This is a genomic window from Streptomyces sp. DSM 42067 (assembly GCF_055792885.1).
This window is the reverse complement of the sequence record NZ_CM147706.1, coordinates 5559472-5578758: the sequence shown is the minus strand read 5'-3', so window position 1 is coordinate 5578758 and position 19287 is coordinate 5559472. Positions and strand designations below refer to the sequence as shown.

General features: G+C 67.1%; 18 protein-coding genes, 1 pseudogene and 1 riboswitch. Of the genes and pseudogenes, 10 read left to right on the top strand and 9 right to left on the bottom strand.

Going from position 1 to position 19287, the window contains the following annotated elements; translation table 11 throughout:
• The first annotated feature begins 2 nt into the window (after positions 1-2).
• Entirely contained in the window at positions 3-758 is a 756-nt protein-coding gene (locus ACSMXV_RS25620; protein WP_181659864.1) for a decaprenylphospho-beta-D-erythro-pentofuranosid-2-ulose 2-reductase, read from the top strand.
• An 18-nt stretch (positions 759-776) separates the two neighbouring features.
• On the opposite strand, the gene ACSMXV_RS25615 is transcribed toward ACSMXV_RS25620, so the two are convergent.
• The 4 genes from ACSMXV_RS25615 to ACSMXV_RS25600 all read right to left on the bottom strand — a co-directional run bounded on the left by ACSMXV_RS25615 (position 777) and on the right by ACSMXV_RS25600 (position 5538).
• A complete protein-coding gene (locus ACSMXV_RS25615; protein ID WP_473173579.1) occupies positions 777-1940 on the bottom strand; it encodes a hypothetical protein in 1164 nt (387 codons plus the stop codon).
• A 45-nt stretch (positions 1941-1985) separates the two neighbouring features.
• Entirely contained in the window at positions 1986-2585 is a 600-nt protein-coding gene (locus ACSMXV_RS25610; RefSeq protein ID WP_473173578.1) for a 2'-5' RNA ligase family protein, read from the bottom strand.
• 110 nt (positions 2586-2695) lie between these two features.
• The gene (gene trpS / locus ACSMXV_RS25605) at positions 2696-3760 is read right to left on the bottom strand and encodes a tryptophan--tRNA ligase (RefSeq protein ID WP_473173577.1); all 1065 of its coding nucleotides are present in this window, start codon (positions 3758-3760) and stop codon (positions 2696-2698) included.
• Positions 3761-4092: 332 nt separating this feature from the next.
• The gene (locus tag ACSMXV_RS25600) at positions 4093-5538 is read right to left on the bottom strand and encodes a glycine hydroxymethyltransferase (protein WP_181659861.1); all 1446 of its coding nucleotides are present in this window, start codon (positions 5536-5538) and stop codon (positions 4093-4095) included.
• Positions 5539-5572: 34 nt separating this feature from the next.
• Positions 5573-5660: riboswitch (ZMP/ZTP riboswitch) on the bottom strand.
• Between the two features lie 255 nt (positions 5661-5915).
• On the opposite strand from ACSMXV_RS25600, the gene rocD reads away from it, so the two are divergent.
• Positions 5916-7130, top strand: a complete 1215-nt coding sequence (gene rocD, locus ACSMXV_RS25595) for an ornithine--oxo-acid transaminase (RefSeq protein ID WP_473173576.1) — start codon at positions 5916-5918, stop codon at positions 7128-7130.
• 19 nt (positions 7131-7149) lie between these two features.
• On the opposite strand, the gene ACSMXV_RS25590 is transcribed toward rocD, so the two are convergent.
• The 4 genes and pseudogenes from ACSMXV_RS25590 to ACSMXV_RS25575 form a co-directional block, all read right to left on the bottom strand.
• Entirely contained in the window at positions 7150-8337 is a 1188-nt protein-coding gene (locus tag ACSMXV_RS25590; RefSeq protein WP_473173575.1) for a glutathionylspermidine synthase family protein, read from the bottom strand.
• Between the two features lie 63 nt (positions 8338-8400).
• On the bottom strand, positions 8401-8787 hold the full coding sequence (locus tag ACSMXV_RS25585; protein ID WP_473173574.1) for a hypothetical protein: 387 nt from the start codon (positions 8785-8787) through the stop codon (positions 8401-8403).
• 135 nt (positions 8788-8922) lie between these two features.
• A complete protein-coding gene (locus tag ACSMXV_RS25580) occupies positions 8923-10611 on the bottom strand; it encodes a phosphodiester glycosidase family protein (protein ID WP_473173573.1) in 1689 nt (562 codons plus the stop codon).
• Positions 10612-11003: 392 nt separating this feature from the next.
• Positions 11004-11534 (bottom strand): annotated as a pseudogene (locus ACSMXV_RS25575) (aminotransferase class I/II-fold pyridoxal phosphate-dependent enzyme); the annotation flags it as partial.
• Between the two features lie 143 nt (positions 11535-11677).
• On the opposite strand from ACSMXV_RS25575, the gene ACSMXV_RS25570 reads away from it, so the two are divergent.
• From ACSMXV_RS25570 to ACSMXV_RS25535, 8 genes are all read left to right on the top strand, one after another.
• Positions 11678-13240: a recombinase family protein gene (locus tag ACSMXV_RS25570; RefSeq protein ID WP_473173572.1), complete on the top strand. Its 1563-nt coding sequence runs from the start codon at positions 11678-11680 to the stop codon at positions 13238-13240.
• A gap of 88 nt (positions 13241-13328) precedes the next feature.
• Complete coding sequence (locus ACSMXV_RS25565; protein WP_473173571.1) at positions 13329-13547, top strand: hypothetical protein; 219 nt, start codon at positions 13329-13331, stop codon at positions 13545-13547.
• 187 nt (positions 13548-13734) lie between these two features.
• Positions 13735-13923 (top strand): hypothetical protein, encoded by a 189-nt coding sequence (locus tag ACSMXV_RS25560; protein WP_119989729.1) that lies wholly within the window; start codon positions 13735-13737, stop codon positions 13921-13923.
• Positions 13924-15273: 1350 nt separating this feature from the next.
• Entirely contained in the window at positions 15274-15552 is a 279-nt protein-coding gene (locus ACSMXV_RS25555; RefSeq protein ID WP_473173570.1) for a hypothetical protein, read from the top strand.
• A 48-nt stretch (positions 15553-15600) separates the two neighbouring features.
• The gene (locus tag ACSMXV_RS25550) at positions 15601-15843 is read left to right on the top strand and encodes a hypothetical protein (RefSeq protein WP_473173569.1); all 243 of its coding nucleotides are present in this window, start codon (positions 15601-15603) and stop codon (positions 15841-15843) included.
• 21 nt (positions 15844-15864) lie between these two features.
• Entirely contained in the window at positions 15865-16347 is a 483-nt protein-coding gene (locus tag ACSMXV_RS25545; RefSeq protein WP_473173568.1) for a hypothetical protein, read from the top strand.
• 429 nt (positions 16348-16776) lie between these two features.
• Positions 16777-17088, top strand: a complete 312-nt coding sequence (locus ACSMXV_RS25540; protein WP_473173567.1) for a hypothetical protein — start codon at positions 16777-16779, stop codon at positions 17086-17088.
• Positions 17089-17275: 187 nt separating this feature from the next.
• Positions 17276-17569: a hypothetical protein gene (locus tag ACSMXV_RS25535; protein WP_473173566.1), complete on the top strand. Its 294-nt coding sequence runs from the start codon at positions 17276-17278 to the stop codon at positions 17567-17569.
• A 573-nt stretch (positions 17570-18142) separates the two neighbouring features.
• Here the strand turns inward: ACSMXV_RS25535 and ACSMXV_RS25530 are convergent.
• Positions 18143-18916, bottom strand: a complete 774-nt coding sequence (locus ACSMXV_RS25530; protein WP_473173565.1) for a hypothetical protein — start codon at positions 18914-18916, stop codon at positions 18143-18145.
• Between the last annotated feature and the right edge of the window lie 371 nt (positions 18917-19287).

Below are 19287 nucleotides of genomic sequence, written 5' to 3'. Positions count from 1 at the left end.
TCATGAAGGACGCCTTCGGCACCCCCCAGTCCCTGCTCGTCCTCGGCGGCACATCGGAGATCGCGCTCGCCACCGCCCGCCGCCTCATCGCGCGGCGCACCCGTACGGTGTGGCTGGCCGGCCGCCCCTCGCCGGCTCTGGAGGCGGCCGCCGAACAGCTGCGCGCACTGGGCGCGGACGTCCGTACCCTCGCCTTCGACGCGCTCGAGCCCACGTCGCACGAAGAGGTGCTCGGCAAGGTGTTCGCCGAGGGCGACATCGACATGGTGCTGCTGGCCTTCGGCATCCTCGGCGACCAGGCACGCGACGAGGGCGACCCGGTGGCGGCGGTGCGCGTCGCGCAGACCAACTACACGGGCGCGGTGTCCGCGGGCCTGGTGTGCGCCAGGGCCCTGCAAGCGCAGGGCCACGGATCGCTGGTGGTGCTCTCGTCGGTCGCGGGCGAGCGGGCCCGCCGCTCCAACTTCATCTACGGCTCCAGCAAGGCGGGCCTCGACGCCTTCACCCAGGGCCTCGGCGACGCCCTGCACGGCACGGGCGTCCACGTCATGGTCGTACGCCCCGGCTTCGTCCGCTCGAAGATGACCGCGGGTCTGGAGGAGGCACCGATGGCCACGACTCCGGAGGCGGTGGCCACGGCCATCGAGACCGGGTTGCGGCGCCACTCGGAGGTGGTGTGGGTGCCGGGGACGCTGCGGCTGGTGATGTCGGCGCTGCGGCATGTTCCGCGGGCGGTGTTCCGGCGGTTGCCGGTGTAGCCGCCCAAGGCACAACGGCTAGCGCTTCAGGTGCACGATCACGGATCTGCTCGTGGGGTTACCGGCCTGGTTGACCTGGACGTGGCCCACGCCGAGGACCTCGTCGGTGCCGGGTATCGGCTCGATGCCGTTCAGCCAGAGCGACTGCTGGGAGCTGTCTCTGATCCCGCCGGTGCTCGGCAGCCGTGGGCGCTTGATCCTTTCGCAGTCGCCGTCCGCGGTGAGGTACCGGTTGCCGTTGAGGAACACCCCGCGCTCCCCGTCGAGGGCCGCGGGGACACGGGCGGCGCAGTCGCCCTCCAGGGAGGGCTGCTTGCTCCAGCGGGTGCCGTCCCAGCGCAGACGGATGTGTTCGTCGGCGGGCTCGTCTTCCACCTCGCCGTGGTTGAAGGTGTGCGATCCGTACGCGCGCACGTCGTCTCCCGCCACCGCGAGGACCTCGGTGAGAAAGGCTTCGGCCTCGGGCGGCACCGGCTCCGGGAAGCGGTACTCCGGGGTACTGGCCGGCGTCCATGAGCGGCCGTCCCAGTGCACTGCGGCGGGCTGGATGGTCTCATGGCCGCTCTCCCGGGACTCGCCGCTGCCCTGGTGGCCGACCGCCCACAGGTCGTCGGGCGCGACGCCGTCGAGCGAGCTGACCGCGGCGGGCAGGTCCGTGGCGGTCCAGCGGGTGCCGTCCCAGTGCCACACCCGGGACGTCTCGGCCAGGGCCCAGATGTCGTCCGCGGCGAAGGCTCGCACGTCGACGGCCCGGCCGATTTCGGAAATCCCGGGCACCGCGGTCCAGCGCGTGCCGTCCCAGCGGGCCATCCGCGGCGCGTTCAGATTGCTCAGGCTCGCCGTCAGCAGGAATCCGCCGGAGTCCATCTCGTCGAAGCGGGCCTCGTAGACGCTGTCGCCGAACGCCGCAGGCATGGGACGGCGCTGCCAGCGGGTGCCGTCGTAGTGCAGGAGGAAGCCGTCGTCGGCCGTCTCGTCCCCGGCGTAGCTGACGGTGTCGGTGACGTTGCCGACCACCCAGATGTCGTCGTCGGCGGTCGCGATCACGTCGGAGAGTTTGCCGAGGTCCTTGTAGACCTTGTCGTACTTCCAGCTCATGCCGGGTTCGACCACGGTGTACAAGGCCACCGCGGCGGCGAACACCAGCACGATCACGGCGAGTGCCGCGTTGACCCTGGCCATGTCCCCCCTCGCTCTCCCCGGCTCCGCCCGTACGCCTGCCGAAGGTCAGTGCGCGGGGAGCGTGCTCCGGACCACGGGCGCCGACGCCTGCAGAGGTACGACGGGACCGCCGCCCGGTTCGTCGCCCCCGAAGACGTACTCACGGAGCTTGCGCCACACCGCGTCCGCGCCCTGCTCATAGAGCGCGAAGCCGGTGCAGGGCCAGTCCGCCTCGTAGTCCGCGAGCTCCTCGTACGCCCGGTCCATCGCCTCGTCGTCGATGGCGTGCGCCACCGTGACATGCGGGTGGTACGGGAACTGCAGTTCGCGTGCAACCGGCCCTGATGCGTCCCGGACCTGCTTCTGCAGCCAGGTGCAGGCCTCGACGCCCTCCACGACGCGCACGTACACGACGGGCGACAGCGGCCGGAACGTCCCCGTGCCCGACAGCCGCATCGGGAAGGGGCGGCCCGCTGCCGCGACCTCCAGCAGATGCGCCTCGATCGCGGGCAGCTCCGAGTCGTCGACCTCCGTGGGCGGCAGCAGCGTGACGTGGGTGGGAATGCCGTGCGCCGCGGGGTCCCCGAAGCCCGCGCGCCGCTCCTGGAGCAGCCTGCCGTGTGGCTCCGGGACCGCGATCGACACACCGATCGTTACGGTCCCCACGTCTTACTCCTTCGTCGCGTCGGGCGGTGGACAGTCGGGCCGGGGGTACCTCCCAGGCCCTCGAGGCACTGGGGCAGGACCGGCCGGAACGTCCGGCCGGTCCGGTCGCCTCAGTGCTTGGCGGGCAGGAAGCCCACCTTCGCGTAGGCCTGGGAGAGCGTCTCAGCGGCGACGGCGCGTGCCTTCTCGGCGCCCTTGGCCAGGACCGCGTCGAGCGTCTCCGGGTCGCCCAGATACTGCTCTGTCCGCTCCCGGAACGGCGTCACGAAGTCGACCATGACCTCGGCGAGGTCCGTCTTGAGCGCACCGTAGCCCTTGCCGGCGTACTTCTGCTCCAGTTCCGCGATACCCGTGCCCGTGAGGGTCGAGTAGATGGTGAGCAGGTTGCTGACGCCCGGCTTGTTCTCCGCGTCGTACCGCACGACCGTGTCCGTGTCGGTGACCGCGCTCTTGACCTTCTTGGCCGTCGTCTTCGGCTCGTCGAGGAGGTTGATCAGGCCCTTCGGCGTGGACGCCGACTTGCTCATCTTGATCGCCGGGTCCTGGAGGTCGAAGATCTTCGCCGTCTCCTTGAGGATGTACGGCTTCGGGACCGTGAACGTGTCGCCGAACCGGCCGTTGAACCGCTCGGCGAGGTCGCGGGTGAGCTCGATGTGCTGGCGCTGGTCCTCGCCCACCGGCACCTCGTTGGCCTGGTAGAGCAGGATGTCCGCGACCTGCAGGATCGGGTACGTGAACAGGCCGACGCTGGCCCGGTCGGCGCCCTGCCTGGCGGACTTGTCCTTGAACTGCGTCATACGGGACGCCTCGCCGAACCCGGTCAGGCAGTTCAGGATCCAGGCGAGCTGCGCGTGCTCGGGAACGTGGCTCTGCACGAAGAGGGTGCAGCGCTCCGGGTCGAGTCCGGCGGCGAGGAGCTGGGCCGCGGCGAGCCGGGTGTTGGCGCGCAGCTCGGCCGGGTCCTGCGGGACGGTGATCGCGTGCAGGTCGACGACCATGTAGAACGCGTCGTGGGTCTCCTGCAGCGCCACCCACTGGCGCACCGCACCCAGGTAGTTGCCGAGGTGGAACGAGCCCGCTGTGGGCTGGATTCCGGAGAGGACACGCGGACGGGCGCCGGGCGTGGAGCGGGGCGCCTCGGGGCCCGGGGCGACGGGTGGGTGCTCAGAGACCATGCTCAACATTCTCTCAGGTGCGCGCGACAGCTGGGGAACCGATCCGCGACGGCTCGGGAACCGTTCTCCGTGGCCGGTGTATCAGGAACGCGGGCGGTTCGGGGAGGTCCTGAAGCCGGGTTCGTCCCCGCGAACGGGGAGGACCCGGCTCACATCCGAGCTGCGGCCGCCGCAGGGGGCGCCGATGAGACGAGGAACACAGTGCTCCTGGCCGGGCTGATCGACCTTGGGAAAGACCTTGGGAAAGAGCCCCGCGGTCGGCTGCCGGCCGGCCCGTATGCCGTCGGCAGCCGACCGCGGGATCAGCTGAGGATGGGGAGAGGATCAGCAGGTCAGCTGAGGTCGATGCCCGGGTAGAGGGGGAATCCGTCCAGCAGGTCGGTGGCGCGGCGCGAGACCTCGTCCGCGACCTTCTCGTCCAGGACGTGCTGCGCCTTGGAGGGCGCGCCCTTGCTGGTCGTGCCCGGCTCGGCCGAGGTGAGCACCCGGTCGATCAGCGCGGCGATCTCGTCCATCTCGGCGGTGCCGAGCCCGCGGGTCGTCAGGGCCGGAGTGCCGATCCGGATGCCGGAGGTGTACCAGGCGCCGTTGGGGTCCTGCGGGATGGCGTTGCGGTTGGTCACGACACCGGAGTCGAGGAGCGCGGACTCGGCCTGGCGGCCGGTGAGCCCGTAGGAGGTCGCGACGTCGATCAGGTTGAGGTGGTTGTCCGTACCGCCGGTGACCAGCGTGGCGCCGCGGCGCATCAGGCCGTCGGCGAGGGCGCGGGAGTTGTCGACGATGCGCTGGGCGTAGTCGCGGAAGTCGGGGCGGCGGGCCTCGGCGAGGGCGACGGCCTTGGCGGCCATGACGTGCGGCAGCGGGCCGCCGAGCACCATGGGGCAGCCGCGGTCGACCTGCTCGACCAGCGAGTCGTCACACAGGACCATGCCGCCGCGCGGGCCGCGCAGGGACTTGTGGGTGGTCGTGGTGACGATCTGCGCGTGCGGTACGGGGTCGAAGTCGCCCGTGAGGACCTTGCCCGCGACCAGGCCCGCGAAGTGCGCCATGTCGACCATGAGGGTCGCGCCGACCTCGTCGGCGATCTCCCGCATGATGCGGAAGTTCACCAGGCGCGGGTACGCCGAGTAGCCCGCGACGATGATCAGCGGCTTGAACTCGCGGGCGGTGGCGCGCAGCGCCTCGTAGTCGAGGAGGCCGGTCTCCGGGTCGGTGCCGTAGCTGCGCTGGTCGAACATCTTGCCGGAGATGTTGGGCCGGAAGCCGTGCGTGAGGTGGCCGCCCGCGTCCAGCGACATGCCGAGCATGCGCTGGTTGCCCAGCTCGCGGCGGAGCTCGGCCCAGTCCTTCTCGGAGAGGTCGTTGACCTGCCGGGCACCGGCCCGCTCCAGCGCCGGGGCCTCGACGCGCGCGGCGAGGACGGCCCAGAAGGCGACCAGGTTGGCGTCGATGCCGGAGTGCGGCTGGACGTAGGCGTGGCGGGCGCCGAAGAGCTCCTTGGCGTGCTCGGCGGCGAGGGCCTCGACGGTGTCGACGTTGCGGCATCCGGCGTAGAAGCGGCGGCCGACGGTACCCTCGGCGTACTTGTCGCTGAACCAGTTGCCCATGGTCAGCAGGACGGCGGGCGAGGCGTAGTTCTCGCTGGCGATCAGCTTCAGCGAGGCGCGCTGGTCCTCGATCTCCTGGCCGATGGCGTCGGCGACGCGGGGCTCCACGCCCCGGATCACATCGAGGGCGCTGCGGAAGGCGGTGGACTCGGTGGAGAGGGGCTCTGGCATGTCGTAGGACCTCCGGACGCGGACACGGGATGCACGGGTCGGCCCAGGCGCACGGCACACGGTTGCGCGGGCCGCTCCCCGATGGTCGGTCCCATCCCAGCGCGCCAGTCACGGCCCGCGGCCAGCCTACCGGCAAGGCCGGGGGCCGGCCTTGCCGGTCCAGGATGCGGGAGCGCTGCCGCTGGGCTACCCGCCTGTGCCCACCCTCCCCCAAGCTCTCGACTTCGCTCGAGCAGGGGGACCCCCATCGCCCTGGGGGTACCTCCCAGGCCCTTAAGGCACTGGGGGAGGAACGCATGCCCACAGGCGGGCGGGCAGAGAGACAAATCAGGTACAAAGGGCACACCCGCCCTCTCTGCAGTGCGTACGGAGATCCCGTGACTGCCACAGAAACCCTCATCGCCTCTGCCGAAGCGCACAGTGCGCACACCTATCACCCGTTGCCCGTCGTCATCGCGACCGCGGACGGGGCGTGGATGACGGACGTCGAGGGGCGGCGCTATCTCGATCTGCTCGCCGGATACTCGGCGCTCAACTTCGGGCACCGCAACCGGCGGCTGATCGAGGCCGCTCAGGCGCAGCTGGAGCGGGTGACGCTGACCTCCCGCGCCTTCCACCACGACCGGTACGCCGAGTTCTGTGCGCGGCTGGCCGAGCTGTGCGGCATGGAGATGGTCCTGCCGATGAACACGGGCGCGGAGGCCGTGGAGACCGCCGTGAAGACCGCGCGGAAGTGGGGGTACCGGGTCAAGGGCGTGCCCGACGGCATGGCCAAGGTCGTCGTGGCGAACAACAACTTCCACGGCCGCACGACGACGATCATCAGCTTCTCCACGGACCCGGAGGCCCGGGCGGACTTCGGGCCGTACACGCCCGGCTTCGAGATCGTCCCGTACGGCGACCTGACCGCGATGCGCGAGGCACTCACGGAGAACGCGGTCGCGGTGCTCCTTGAGCCCATCCAGGGCGAGGCCGGGGTGCTGGTACCGCCGGACGGCTATCTGCGGGGCGTGCGGGAGCTGACGCGCGAGCGGAACGTGCTGTTCGTCGCCGACGAGATCCAGTCGGGCCTGGGCCGTACCGGCAGGACCTTCGCGTGCGAGCACGAGGGTGTCGTGCCGGATATGTACGTGCTCGGCAAGGCGCTCGGCGGCGGCATCGTGCCGGTGTCGGCGGTCGTCGCGTCCAGTGCCGTGCTGGGAGTGTTCAGGCCCGGGGAGCACGGTTCGACGTTCGGCGGGAACCCGCTGGCGTGCGCGGTGGCGCTGGAGGTGATCGACATGCTGCGGTCCGGCGAGTACCAGCAGCGGGCCGCGGAGCTGGGCGCGCATCTGCACGACGAGCTGCGGCTGCTCGCCGGGAGCGGCGGCGCCGTGCGGGAGGTGCGCGGCCGCGGCCTGTGGGCGGGCGTCGACATCGACCCGTCGTACGGAACGGGGCGGCAGATCTCGGAGAGGCTGATGGACAGAGGCGTGCTGGTGAAGGACACCCACGGCTCCACCATCCGGATCGCCCCGCCGCTGGTCATCAGCAAGGAGGACCTGGACTGGGGTCTTGACCAGTTGCGGGCCGTCCTGGCCGCCAGGACCTGACGTCACAGGCCCCGAAGGCTCACAGGATCACATGGGGCAGGAAGCGGGCGTACTCGTCCGTGACCAGCCCCGACGACTCGCGGATGCCGAGCCCCGCCGACTCGTCCTGCACGACCCAGGCGCCGAGCACCACGCGGTTGCCGTCGAACGACGGCAGTGGTGCCAACTCCTGGTAGCAGCAGGATTCTTCCCGGGCGACGGGGTCGCCCGGGCCCGCCTCGTGCACCGTGACACCGGCGCCCTCGCGGCCGAGCAGCGGCTTGGCGACGTACCCGGTGGTCGTCGCCAGCTCGCGCGGCCCGTCGAGATAGGCGGGCAGAAGGTTCGGATGGCCCGGGTAGAGCTCCCAGAGAATGGCGAGGAGCGCCTTGTTGGACAGCAGCATCTTCCAGGCGGGCTCGATCCACAGGGTGCTGCCGGTGCCGCCGCCGTTGTCGAGCGTGTCGAGGACGTGCTCGCCGAAGCGGTCCGTGGTCAGCCACTCCCACGGGTAGAGCTTGAAGCAGCTGCGGATGAAGCGGAGCTGCTTGTCCACGAAGCGCCCGGAGAGCCGGTCCCAGCCGATCTCCTCCATGGAGATCCACTCGGTGTCGAGCCCGGCCTGCTGGGCGGTCTCCCGCAGATACGCGACGGTCATCAGGTCCTCGCCGAGCTCGTCGGCCGAGGAGTGCGCGAAGTACAGGGGGCTGCCCGCCGGCAGCAGCGCGGCCTGCTTCTTCCAGGCGTCGACGAGCCGTTCGTGCAGGGAGTTCCACTGGTCGGCGCCCGGGAAGCGCTCCTCCATCCAGAACCACTGCGGGCTAGCGGCCTCGACGAGCGACGTCGGCGTGTCGGCGTTGTACTCGAGCAGCTTGGCGGGGCCGCTGCCGTCGTGGCGGAGGTCGAAGCGGCCGTAGACGGAGGGGAGTTCAGCGCGGCGCCGCCAGGCCTCCGCGACCAGCTCGGCCAGCCGCGGATCCGTGATGCCGAGATCCGCGAACCGGTCCTCGTCCACGATGTACTGCGCCGCCGCGAGACACATGCGGTGCAGCTCCTCGACGACCTCCTCCAGCGCCTCGACCTCGGGCAGCGAGAAGACGTAGTACGCGCTCTCGTCCCAGTACGGGCGCAGCGAGCCGTCCGGGTAACGGGTGAGCGGATAGATCAGCCCCTGCTCCTCGACGGTCTGCTGCCAGCCGTCGCGGGGCTCGATGGTGCGTCGTTCCATGTGTCCGGCTGTTCCCGGTGTTCGGCTTCTACGGGTGTTCGGCTGTTCCAGGTGTCCGGCCGCTCAGCCGCCCGAGCTTCCGCCGTCGCCGCTGCCGAAGCCGCCGCGGTCCACGCCGCCGCTCGTTCCGCCGGAACTGCCGGCGCTGCTCGACTTCTTGGTGAAGGAGCCGCCGTCGACCCAGCCGTTCTTCTCCTTGCCGCCGTAGTACCAGTCGCCGTCGCCGGACACCTTGCCGCTCTTCCGGCTCTTGCGGCTTCCGGCGCCGCCGCTGCCGGTCTTGCAGTTCTTGTCGGCGACGACCTGGTAGCCCTTGGCGGCCTCGTAGCTGTCGCGGTCCACGCACCGCTTGTCCGGGTCGGAGGAGCAGGCGGTGAGTGCCGCCGCGAGCAGTCCCACACCCCCGAGTACGACCGTGCCGGACCTCAATTGACGTCGTATGTCTGCCATCTGTGCTCCCCCGTAGCGTTCCTGTCGGTTTCGTCGACCGGTCGGTCAACTGGCCGCTGCCGACCGGTGGTCAGCGTACGGGTGTGCCCGCCCGGTCGCGCAACCGGGCCCCGGGGGCACGGGCGGCGCACGCGGTCAGTCGTGGTCGGCAGGCAGCACCTGGACGGTGTCGCCCACCGGGCGCTCGCCGGTCGCGTCCGACGTGGTGTTGACGAGCGTGCCGCCGACGGCCATGGCGGTGGAGCCGCCGCCATCGAGGTTCAGGGCGTCGACGGCGCCGAGGGAGCGCATGAAGGACGCGGCCTCGGCCAGGGTGAACCCCTCGCTGACGCCCGGCTGCCGCCCGTCGACCGTGACCAGGAGCAGCCGTCCTTGCTTGTCGATTCCGGCCATGGTGCGCGGCTGCCGTACGTTCGACCAGGCGTAGCCGAAGGAGAGGTCCTGCGGATCGAGGGTGCCCTCGCCGGCGGCGTCGATGTCGATGCGGCCGTCCTTCACCAGGGTCGGGGCGGCGCTCACGATGCTGTCGTCGGGACCGAGTTCGATCCGTCGGCCCTCGGTGTCGCGGACGACCTCCTTCACGGAGATCCGCTCGCCCTGCCGGGCCTGGTCCGCCAGCCAGTCGGCTGCCGGACCGATGCCCTGGAGCACCGAGCCGCCGGCCGGGACCGTACCGCCGCGGGCACCGGAGGAGATCACCCGGCCGGTGGCGTCCAGCACGACCTGGGTGCCGGGGCCGGTGGGCAGGCTTCCCTGGAACTCCGAGGTGAACCGCACCAGGTCGTCGGTCTTCTGGCAGGTGAGGTCCTGGCGGGGCTGTTCGGTGGGTGTGGCACCAGGACGGCCGCAGTTGCGCACCTTGCCCGGCACCCGGTTGATGCCCTCCACCGCGTACGTGGACGACCCGGCGCGCGCGGTCACCTTGGTGCTCACATCGGCGATACGGACGTGCCGGCCGCCGTCCTCCAGGATCAGCGCCGCACGGGAGCCGGAGGCCATCGCCTCCAGCGCCCCGTCGTAAGCCGCGGTTCCGGTCGGGGCGCCCTGTACGCCGTCGGCGTCGGAGGTGATGAAGAAGCCGCCGTTGACGGCGACCAGGGAGCCGAGCTGCGCGGCGACCGACGAGGTCTTCTCGCGTTGCGCGACATTGCCGTTGTGGGTGCTCTCTACCGTGCCGTCGAAGGTGCCGGGGTCGATCACCGCCACATGGACGCTCTCGCGGTCGGCCGGCTGGTCGGCGTCGTAGCCGCTCCACGCCGCCACCGAGCGGAAGCCCGCCGCGTTGACCTTCTGGCTCGCGCTCTGCGCCTCGGCCTGCAGGGCGTACGAGCCGACCCGCACCCGCCATCCCATCGTGCCGTCCGGGGTGTCCGCGTAGTCCGGCCACACCACGCGGTGAACGTCTGGCTGGAAACCCGCGTCGCGCAGCTGCTGTGCGGCGCTGTCCGCCCAGGCCTCGCTTCCCACGTCCGACCAGGTCGCGGCGCCGGTGAGCCGGTTGACGGCGGGGGCCTGGACGGTGACCGTCCAGGCCGGGGTGACGCCCGCGCGCTCGATGACGCCGGTCCGCACCTGCACGCCCGGGGCGACGGTCTGTGCCGTCCAGTGCTCGGTCGCCGGGACGGTGTCCTGGGCCGGGTACGCGGTCGGTGCGGCTGCCGATGCGGTGGTACCGGCGGGAGCGGTGGCCCCCGCGACCCCGGAGAGCGTCAACGGATTGACGGCCGCCAGGACGGCCGCGGCGCCCAGCGCGACACGCGTACGCGCATGACGGCGGGCCGCCGTCACGGCTCTGCCGGAACGTGTACCGCTCTCGCTGTGCATGGCATCCCCCAGGGGTCCGACGACCGAGACCGAACGGCCAGCAAGCCTCACTGGTCACGCTGGTCGGCAGGCAGGGCAATTCCAGCCACCTTCAGCGGACGCGTCGGTACCGATGAGGGAAGAGATCCGGAAGGCCCGGTGAACGACCGGGCGACCGGCTCGGATTGAGCACCCGAGACGTCGGCGCCCCTGCCGTCGGTGAGGTGCACCGGGCGCCGGAGGCCGCTCCCCAGGGCCGCGGGCATCCCGTTCCCGGCCGTTCGGCGAGGTGCACCGGGCCGCAGAGGCGGCTTCCAGGGCCCCGCCGACACCCCGCCCCGGCCGTCGGCGAGTTGCTCCAGGCCACCGAGGCCACTCCCACGGCCCCACCGACACCCCTCGGGCCATCTCTCCTAGGGCAGCGCCCTGCACAGGGCGTCCAGTGCCCCGGACCACGCATGGTCCGGCGGCCTTCCGTACCCCACCACCAGCGCGTCCCGGGGCTCGGTGACCGCGCCCTCGTGGCGGAAGCGGCTCAGGCCGAAGAGGGCCAGCCCGTGCCAGGCGGCTGCGCGGACCACCGACTCCTCGGTGCCTGGCGGGAGTTCGATGACGGCGTGCAGCCCGGCCGCGATACCGGTCGCGCTCACGCCGGGCGCCCGCTCCGCCAGCGCGGCCACGAGCTGGTCGCGGCGGCGCCGGTACCGCAGCCGCATCGAGCGCACATGCCGGTCGTACGCCCCGGAGTCGATGAACTCCGCGAGTGTCAGCTGGTCCAGGGTGCCGCACGACCAGTCGGTGACGCCCTTCGCCTCCGCGACCCCGGCTGCCAGCGCGGGCGGCAGGACCATCCAGCCCAGGCGCAGCCCGGGGGCGAGTGACTTGCTGGCGGTGCCGAGGTAGACGACGCGGTCCGGGTCGAGTCCCTGGAGCGCGCCGATCGGTGTAGGTCCAACACCCTGGGACCTTCCGGTTAGCGGGACGTTTCCGCTGGTCAGAAGGGTGACCGGCCATGGCAGTCAGCGCAGGCAGGCATTCCACTCGCTCACACGTGCCCGAGGAATCCACTTCGGCACATGGGGGCACGATGCCCGGAACGCAGAGCAAGACCGACAGGCCAGAAGTTGACCTGTTGGTCAGGAAGTCGAAGATCGTTCGAGAAGGTGAGAACGCGCTCTCACTCCGGGCACAGGAAGAGCGGGGGCGACGCTGGGCAGACGAGAACGGCTACACGGTCCGCAAGGTATGGCGCGAGAACCTGAGCGCATACAGCGACGTTGAGCGCCCGAAGTACGACGCTGCCATGAAAGCCGTTCTTGACGGGGAAGTGCCCGCGCTGTGGTGCTATGCGCTGGATAGGTTCAGCCGTAAGGGCATTGAGGCCATCGGGCCTATTCTCGGAACGGCGCGCGTCATCTTCGACTACGAGCAACTTGACTCGTCTAACGAACGTGACCGGCGCTGGATCATTCAGCGAGCGGAAGACGCACGGGAGTACTCACAGCGACTCTCGTACAACGTCCGGAGCACGAAGAACCGGCAGCGGAACGAGGGGGGTTGGCTTGCGCGCGCACCATTCGGGCTGGTTGCCGACAAGGCACGGAAGCTGTCCCCGAAAACAACCCTTATCAAGGGCAAGGACTATTCCCCGTGGGATGTGGTCTGCCGCATCTTCAAGGAGATTGCCGAAGGTACGTCCTCACGCGCGCTGGCAAGGAAGTTCAACACCGAAGGCGTCAAGTCAGCGACGGGCAAGACGTGGCGCGCGGACTCCATCCGGGCAATCGTCATTCATCCTGTCTTTGAGGGGTGGCTCACGGTGTCCCCCGGCGGGAAGTCGCATAAGGCACCGGTTCACTACCTCAACGATGCTGGGGAACGTGTCCGGTGCGTGACTGACGAAGTGCTGCCGCACATGATTCCCGCTGACCTTGCCGCCAAAGCGCGCCGTGTCCTTAGCGGGCATCAGATCATTGACAGCACTCCCCGCCCGGGACGCGCAAAGGCATTGCTGGCTGGTCGACTTCGCTGCGCATCATGCGGAAACTCGATGGTGGCTGACGGGAAGTCGTACAACTGTCAGCTTCGGGCTTCCGGCGGAGCATGTGAGAACCCGGCGTCAGTGTGGCGTGAATCCTTGGAAAGCTACGCGGTCACTCGCTGGCTTGCCCGCATGCATGCTGCCGAGATTGACGACCCACTGATACACGCCGTTGCGCAGCGCTGGGAGGCTCTTACGAAGCCGGAGGAGTCGACGGAGCTACAGGACGCCATGGCGACACTGAAAGCCGCTGAGGCAGCCCTAGACAAGTTCCATGCAGACGACCGGGCAGGGTTCTACTCCGGCCGTTCAGCCAAGTACCGGTTGCCAGCAAAGAAGGAAGCCGAAGAGCGGCTAACGGCAGCGGAAGAGCGGGTAGCGGAACTGTCCGGCGGACCAATTGACATTTCGTTCTTGCTCAATGGCGACGCCCCGGAAGCGTGGGAAGACGCCGACGACGCGCTGAGGCGAGACCTGTTCGGTTTGGCCGTTGAACAGATCACGGTTACCCGGGCACCGAAACAGGGCGTGCGATTCAAGGGAGATGAGCGCGTGACTATCGAATGGGCAAACCCGGTTCAGGCTGAGGAACTGACCCAAGCCGCGTAAGCACGCATAACGATCAATGGCACAGGCCCTGCCGGATCTTGGCGGATGAGACAGGGCCTGTGCCCCCCTCGAAAGGGAGCACAAGGATATGACAAGCGCAGAGCGCGCACAGTGGCAGGCGGACCACGATGCCAAGGAGGCGGCATGGGAACGCGAGTTGGAGTGGCGGCAGATAACGCGGAAGCTGGAAGCCCTGTACGGCGCTGTGAGGGCCGGGGACGGCAGCGTACGGACGCGGGAACGCATAGGGCGTCTTGAGGCGCTGCAACAGGCGCTCATGGGTTGGCCGGACGCGTTGGCCGCCTAGCACCACCAGCCCCCGTCTGGCCCCTGTGCCCGGCGGGGGTTCCTCGTGCGCGCAGAGCGACGTACAGCCAATACCGGAGTGCTCGGTTCCGTTTTAGCCGGTAGGACGCCTGACGGGCCGTCAGGAAAGGGCTAGGCATTCGACCCCCTAGACCCAGGGTGAGAGCGCAACGCGGAGGAGAGACCACATGAGCGCTGACAAATTCTGGGCACAGATCATGTCTTGGGCCGAAGAGGAATCCCACAGGGGCCGCCTAGTGCGCGCCTTCCGGGACAACCTTGGCAACAGCGCGGAGCTACAGGCTCAGCGCATCGGCCTTCTGTCCGTCTATATGGAGCGAGAAGCGCAAAGCCGTAAAGGTCTCGCGCTGGTCTGAGGGTTAAGCCGTCCGGTTTTCGTGACCGGGCGGCTTTTCCTTGGCCTCATTTCGTCTCGTTTCGTCGCACCCCTCATTCATTCCGTCCCCGTTCCGTCTCGCCGGATAGGGGTTCCGTCTCATTACGTCTCTAGGAAGTACACATGACCACCGACCTTATGACTGCACTACGTGACGCCGAATCGCTCGCATGGGGCGCCATGACGAAGCCTGACAGCGATAAGGCCACGGCCGTACACCAGGCCATTGCGGCAGCGCTCCGACTTGCTGAGGCTCAGGCGGCTGGTCCCCGCTGTGAAGCGCCTGCCTGTGACAGCGCCATTGAGTACAGCGGGATAGGGCGTCATCGGCGCTTCTGCTCTGACCGTTGCAGGAAGGCAGCGCATAGGGCCAGCCGACAGGGCTAGACAGCGCGAAGGGTTCGGCAGCCAACTACTCTCTGTTAGTTGTTCCTAATCCAATATGTAATGTTCTCACTCCTCTAAACAACTCCCATATACCTAGCAACAAATGGGAGACCCGTAACCCTGCATTCGAGATAAGGAACACCCCATGACTGAGCGACGGTACGACTGCATGGGCTGTGGCGCCGACCTCCCCGAAGATGCCCGCTCTGACCGGCTGTACTGCTCTGCCCGCTGCCGCATGAACGCGTACAGGGCCACCAGAGCGCCGAAGACTGCCGACATGACCTGTGAGCTGTGCGGAGCCCCGTTCCGGCCGCTGAGGGGCAAACAGCGGGTCTGTGCCATGCCTGAGCAGACCAGCGCCACATGCCGGGAAATGCAGACTGAGCGGGAACGGCAGAAAACGGCAGTCAGGCTTGCGCTGGACGAAGAGCGCTGGGAAAAGGCTTGCGAACACTGCGGGGAAAACACGGGTTGGGAAGGTGCTGGCCGACCACGCCGGTTCTGTTCTTCGCGCTGTAAGACCGCGTTTTATCGGGCAGCCAAGAAAGCGTAACGGTCGAATAACGAATACCCCGAGCCGGCTCGAACCCTACGGATTTTCGCATTCTGCGACTTTCGACACACTAGATAAAGGGTAGAGGGCAGCGTTAAGCGCGCTCCACTGTTCGGGTAGGCGGCATCCTTTCCCCGGGCACCACCACATAGACCAGCCCCCGGCTAGCGCCGGTTCTCTTCACTGCGGGAATTGCCGCCTACACAGTGAGAGACAGCGCTAGCCGGGGGCTTTTTCATGCCCGGAGGGAACCAATGGAACCGATAGACACCAGGCAGGCAATTCACATTCTGGAAGGCCACGCGATCGTTCCCAGAGACGAGCATTCACGCGCGGAGCTGTTCGCTGCGCTGGCCGTGCTCCGCATTCTTGCTCTGGGGGGTGACCATGTCGAATCTGACTGAGGCTGACCGGGCGTACGTTGAAAAGTTCGTGCGCGTTGTCGGTGAAGCTCTTGAAGAGTGCTCGAACGCTGACGCAAGCACACAGCTCCTTTTCGACGCGTGCAAGGAAGTCAGCGGCCCCAGCTTCATTCCGCTAGGCACCTTTGACCGTCTGCTACGCGCCACAGGCTATAAGCGCACTGACCGGCGATACGGCAAGCGCTACATAGGGCTTCGCCCCAAGAATCCGGCGTTTCATGACCGGGTCTGGTATCGCAACTAGCCACCTCCGAAATTTCGGAAGTGGTCAAACAGAAAGAGGAAACGACCAATGCATGAGACCCCCTGGTACATGGGCACCACTGACACCACTTCGACGGATAAGGGAAGCCCGGAGCGCAACCGTCAGCACGTCGAATCGATCGCAGCGGGGGCCAGTGAAGAGGCTGATGCCGTGGCTGCCCATCTGCGGAGCGCTGAGGCGAAGGGCGTGGTTATCAGCCCAGAACAGCGAATGTCGATGGGGTACACCGTGAACGCTCGCAAGGCTTCCACTCAGCTAGACGCCAATTGATCTCCCGAAGGGACAACACCTATGACTGAGAACGCTGTCGAGAAGGCCCGTGCTGCCGCCGAGAAGGCCGCTGCCGCTCTCGCTGATGCTGAGGCCGCTGAGGCTGCACGACAGGCTGAGATTGCCGCACAGCGCGCTGAACGTGCCCTTGAGTACGACCGGGACTTTCATTCTCGCTGGACTGAGATTGCCCGCGAAGCTGTGGAGTCTGAGGGCGGTAGGTCCGCCGACTATGACCCCAGCACCATGGGATTCCTTGAGGGCTTGATTCGGTTCGCTGCTGGCCGTGAGAAGCGCCAGACTGTTCTATCTCATGCTCAGAACGCGGAAGCCGTGCTGGGAATTTCTACCGCGCAGAGCACCGTGCCGGAATCCAGAGAGTACGGACTAGACATCGTCGGGTACATCACGAAGATTGTTGAGAGTGAGGCCGCGCGTCGGCACCGTGAATTCGCAGATGCCCTTGAGGCGAAGCGTGAGCGGTTCATCAATGGCGAGGGGTAGCCATGGCGCATGACGCACTAGATCCCGGGCCGGATGGTTCGTATCCCTGGTTTCCCCGCCTGCCGGGTGGTTCGCCTGCCTGGTCTGATCGATGCCCGGCGGATTACCAGGGAACGCGAATGCCACGGGGCAGGATCACGATCGTGCGGGATGGTCAGCGATACGTCATTGACCAGACTCCGCGCGACGCTGACGGAAACCCGATCGATCCGCCGGTAATCCCATGAGGGGTGAAAGCCCGTACTGCGAACTGTGCCCCCGGACGGCTAACGCGCCTGAAACCGCCGCTGATGTGTCTGTCTTCTACCCGCTGACGCGCGCTCAGCTAGTCGCCCGTGGTATTCGGCCTGACTATCCCGGCTACCGCCGGTCAATGTGCCTGGATTGCTACCGGGCATGGAAACGAACAACAAATGAGGAGTAACACCAATGACGGATGCCGAGTTCCTTGCCGCCTATCCAGCCTTGTACGCGGCGCAGGAAACCGCGTATGGGAATGCACTGGCTGACCTGCGTACGGAACTTACTAACGATACTGGCGCGCTGGGAAAGCTGGTGGCTGCCGTCACTGCACACGCGAAGCTGTCCGGGCTCACTGGACGCCGGGCGCAGGCGGAGTACAACAGCGGTAACCCCGGCGGTATGACCATCACCTATCCGGCTGACGCGGTTGAGCTACTGGTGTCCGCGATTAGCGCCATTGCCAAGGATGCTAAGGACGCTCAGGCGGCAACGCTCTAAACGTAGCGAGTAGGGCCGTGTTGCTGGAATCCACCCACCAGCGGCACGGCCCTTTTCCTGCCTGCTCACACCTGTCACAGGTGCAACCAGACACCCCGAGCCGGCAAAAACCCCCAGGTTTCGTGACCTGTGCTTTTCCCTGACCACCTCTTCGCTGGCGTGTGTGCTGGCGTGAAGGAGTTCACCCATGCTCGCTGATGACTGCGCGCCCTCACACGCTGAGTCGCTGGCCCAATCTCTGAGATATGCGCTCACCTATTCCGACGAATTGAGAGCCATGCTCGCGGGTGGGAGCGCTGATCCCGAGAAGGCAGCGCACCTAGTGCAAAGCATTCGGAACATGCTGTGTGCTGCCGAAGACGAGCTAGACCCACTGGACGACGTACAGCAGGGGATAGACGCTGTGGTGGCAATCCATGGGCTCAGCGATGCGGAGCTATTCCGCGCCATTACCGACACCCCCACCTCCGAAATTTCGTAGGTGCCCATGCCTCATTGACTGGACCCCCTCGCATGCCATACCGCCCCCGGCGTCCCTGCCCTGTGGTACCCAACTGCCCTAACTCCATCAGCGGTAAGGAGCGGGCTTGCCCTGATCATGTGCACATGCTGACTGCCCGACGCGCTGAGAAGGGGACCAGCGCATACGGCAAGGATTGGCCACGCAAGCGTGAGTCATTCCTGTACATGAATGCATGGTGCGTGTTGTGTGGTCAGCCCTCCAAGGTTGCTGATCACTTTCCGGTGAGCCGCAAGGAACTGGTTAAGCGTGGTGTTGCTGACCCGAATGCACATGAGCACCTGAGAGCCCTTTGTGTGCGCTGCCATAACCGTGAGACTGGCCGTAACCAGGCTGGTGGTGTTGTCGCTGAGAGGCGGAGGCAGTCACAGGCTCAGCGTGAATGGCAGCACTGGACAGAGAAGCGCGACGCTGAGGCCGAAGAGCCGCCGTTCTGACTCCACCCCCGGGGAGTGACCCCCTCCGGGCCTGACAGAAGCGCGGCAGGGAGGGGAAAAGCTAGCGCCGCAACTGGATGCGTTTGCGCGAACGTCATCAGCGTGTGCTTGGTCTACGTGTGATGGTTACGCTCCCTGCGGAGGGAGCAAAATCTCGGTCTGCTTCTTCTGCGTACATTCGTGATTCCACGATTCGGGACACGATCGCCTGTACCAGTATTTCATTAGCATCCCTGCGAGCCCTCAAGCCATTAAGAAGAAGAACCATTGAGGCGAATACTCCGAGAATCGCCCACGGGGTCCAATACCAAGAAAGAATGGGCCACAGCAGGACCGAATAAAAGCCTACGTTCATGCGAAAATCGGCTTCAGCATCGAATCGGTCATGCTCCAAGTACACGTCCAAATGGTTTGCGATGAGACGCATTCTGATTTCCGTAAACTCCGTCGTGATTTTGTCCCGCAAATTGAATACATCATCGTCGGTAGGCGCACCTCCCCTTTTTGCAAAAGCACTCGTAGCGAATTCGTGCAGCTCGCCCCTTGATTGGGCGGACAGGGTGGAAAACCGATGAGGGGCTATGCTCTCAAGCCGTAGTCGCGACAAAATACTCATCATCTGTAGCGACGACAGGCGGACAATGTCGCCCACCAGGTACAGCACGAACGAAATCGCAGCAGTGACAGCCGCCCGACCAGTAACGTCCCCCAGAGCGTAAATGCGCTCGATGAAACCGTGCGCTTCCGATCGGCTCGGTACGTAACCGCCCAGCAAGATCCATATCTGGAAGGCGCATAGCACGCCAAGGGCAAACGGCGTTCGAAGGTGTCGGAACCCCGGCAGAAGGCTTGTCAGCATGAGCGCCATCATGCACGCGACGGCACATCTTGGAGGGCGCTTTGCGTTCGGAGGTGTCTGGTGCTCAGCCAGTAGGGCCGCTCGACTGTGTCCGTGCTGGCTTTCCGACATGGCCGCCCCGTGACCGGCCGCATAGTGGCTGACCAATACGGCGCAGCGGAGAGGACCGGACGCCGGTACCTGTCCATGGCCACGTAACCGGAGGGTGTCACTCCGCCTTTAGCCGGTAGCTTCCGGAGTGTGTCATTCGGCTTTAGCCGGTAGCACCTGTGATCTTGAGCCCCGTACCCGCTGCCTTCCTGGTGGCCGGTACGGGACTTCTGTATTTCCTGACGGTCCGTCAGAGGATAGTCACCGGCTTGACGAAGTCGCGTTGTGCAGCT

Coding starts and splice junctions, on each gene's coding strand:
- ACSMXV_RS25620 (WP_181659864.1), top strand. CDS start 3: ATGAAGGACGCCTTCGGCACCCCCCAGTCCCTGCTCGTCCTCGGCGGC.
- ACSMXV_RS25555 (WP_473173570.1), top strand. CDS start 15,274: ATGTCGAATCTGACTGAGGCTGACCGGGCGTACGTTGAAAAGTTCGTG.
- ACSMXV_RS25580 (WP_473173573.1), bottom strand. CDS start 10,611: ATGCACAGCGAGAGCGGTACACGTTCCGGCAGAGCCGTGACGGCGGCC.
- ACSMXV_RS25600 (WP_181659861.1), bottom strand. CDS start 5,538: ATGCCAGAGCCCCTCTCCACCGAGTCCACCGCCTTCCGCAGCGCCCTC.
- ACSMXV_RS25535 (WP_473173566.1), top strand. CDS start 17,276: ATGCTCGCTGATGACTGCGCGCCCTCACACGCTGAGTCGCTGGCCCAA.
- ACSMXV_RS25585 (WP_473173574.1), bottom strand. CDS start 8,787: ATGGCAGACATACGACGTCAATTGAGGTCCGGCACGGTCGTACTCGGG.
- ACSMXV_RS25570 (WP_473173572.1), top strand. CDS start 11,678: ATGCCCGGAACGCAGAGCAAGACCGACAGGCCAGAAGTTGACCTGTTG.
- ACSMXV_RS25540 (WP_473173567.1), top strand. CDS start 16,777: ATGACGGATGCCGAGTTCCTTGCCGCCTATCCAGCCTTGTACGCGGCG.
- ACSMXV_RS25590 (WP_473173575.1), bottom strand. CDS start 8,337: ATGGAACGACGCACCATCGAGCCCCGCGACGGCTGGCAGCAGACCGTC.
- ACSMXV_RS25565 (WP_473173571.1), top strand. CDS start 13,329: ATGACAAGCGCAGAGCGCGCACAGTGGCAGGCGGACCACGATGCCAAG.
- ACSMXV_RS25615 (WP_473173579.1), bottom strand. CDS start 1,940: ATGGCCAGGGTCAACGCGGCACTCGCCGTGATCGTGCTGGTGTTCGCC.
- ACSMXV_RS25550 (WP_473173569.1), top strand. CDS start 15,601: ATGCATGAGACCCCCTGGTACATGGGCACCACTGACACCACTTCGACG.
- ACSMXV_RS25560 (WP_119989729.1), top strand. CDS start 13,735: ATGAGCGCTGACAAATTCTGGGCACAGATCATGTCTTGGGCCGAAGAG.
- ACSMXV_RS25545 (WP_473173568.1), top strand. CDS start 15,865: ATGACTGAGAACGCTGTCGAGAAGGCCCGTGCTGCCGCCGAGAAGGCC.
- ACSMXV_RS25530 (WP_473173565.1), bottom strand. CDS start 18,916: ATGATGGCGCTCATGCTGACAAGCCTTCTGCCGGGGTTCCGACACCTT.
- trpS (WP_473173577.1), bottom strand. CDS start 3,760: ATGGTCTCTGAGCACCCACCCGTCGCCCCGGGCCCCGAGGCGCCCCGC.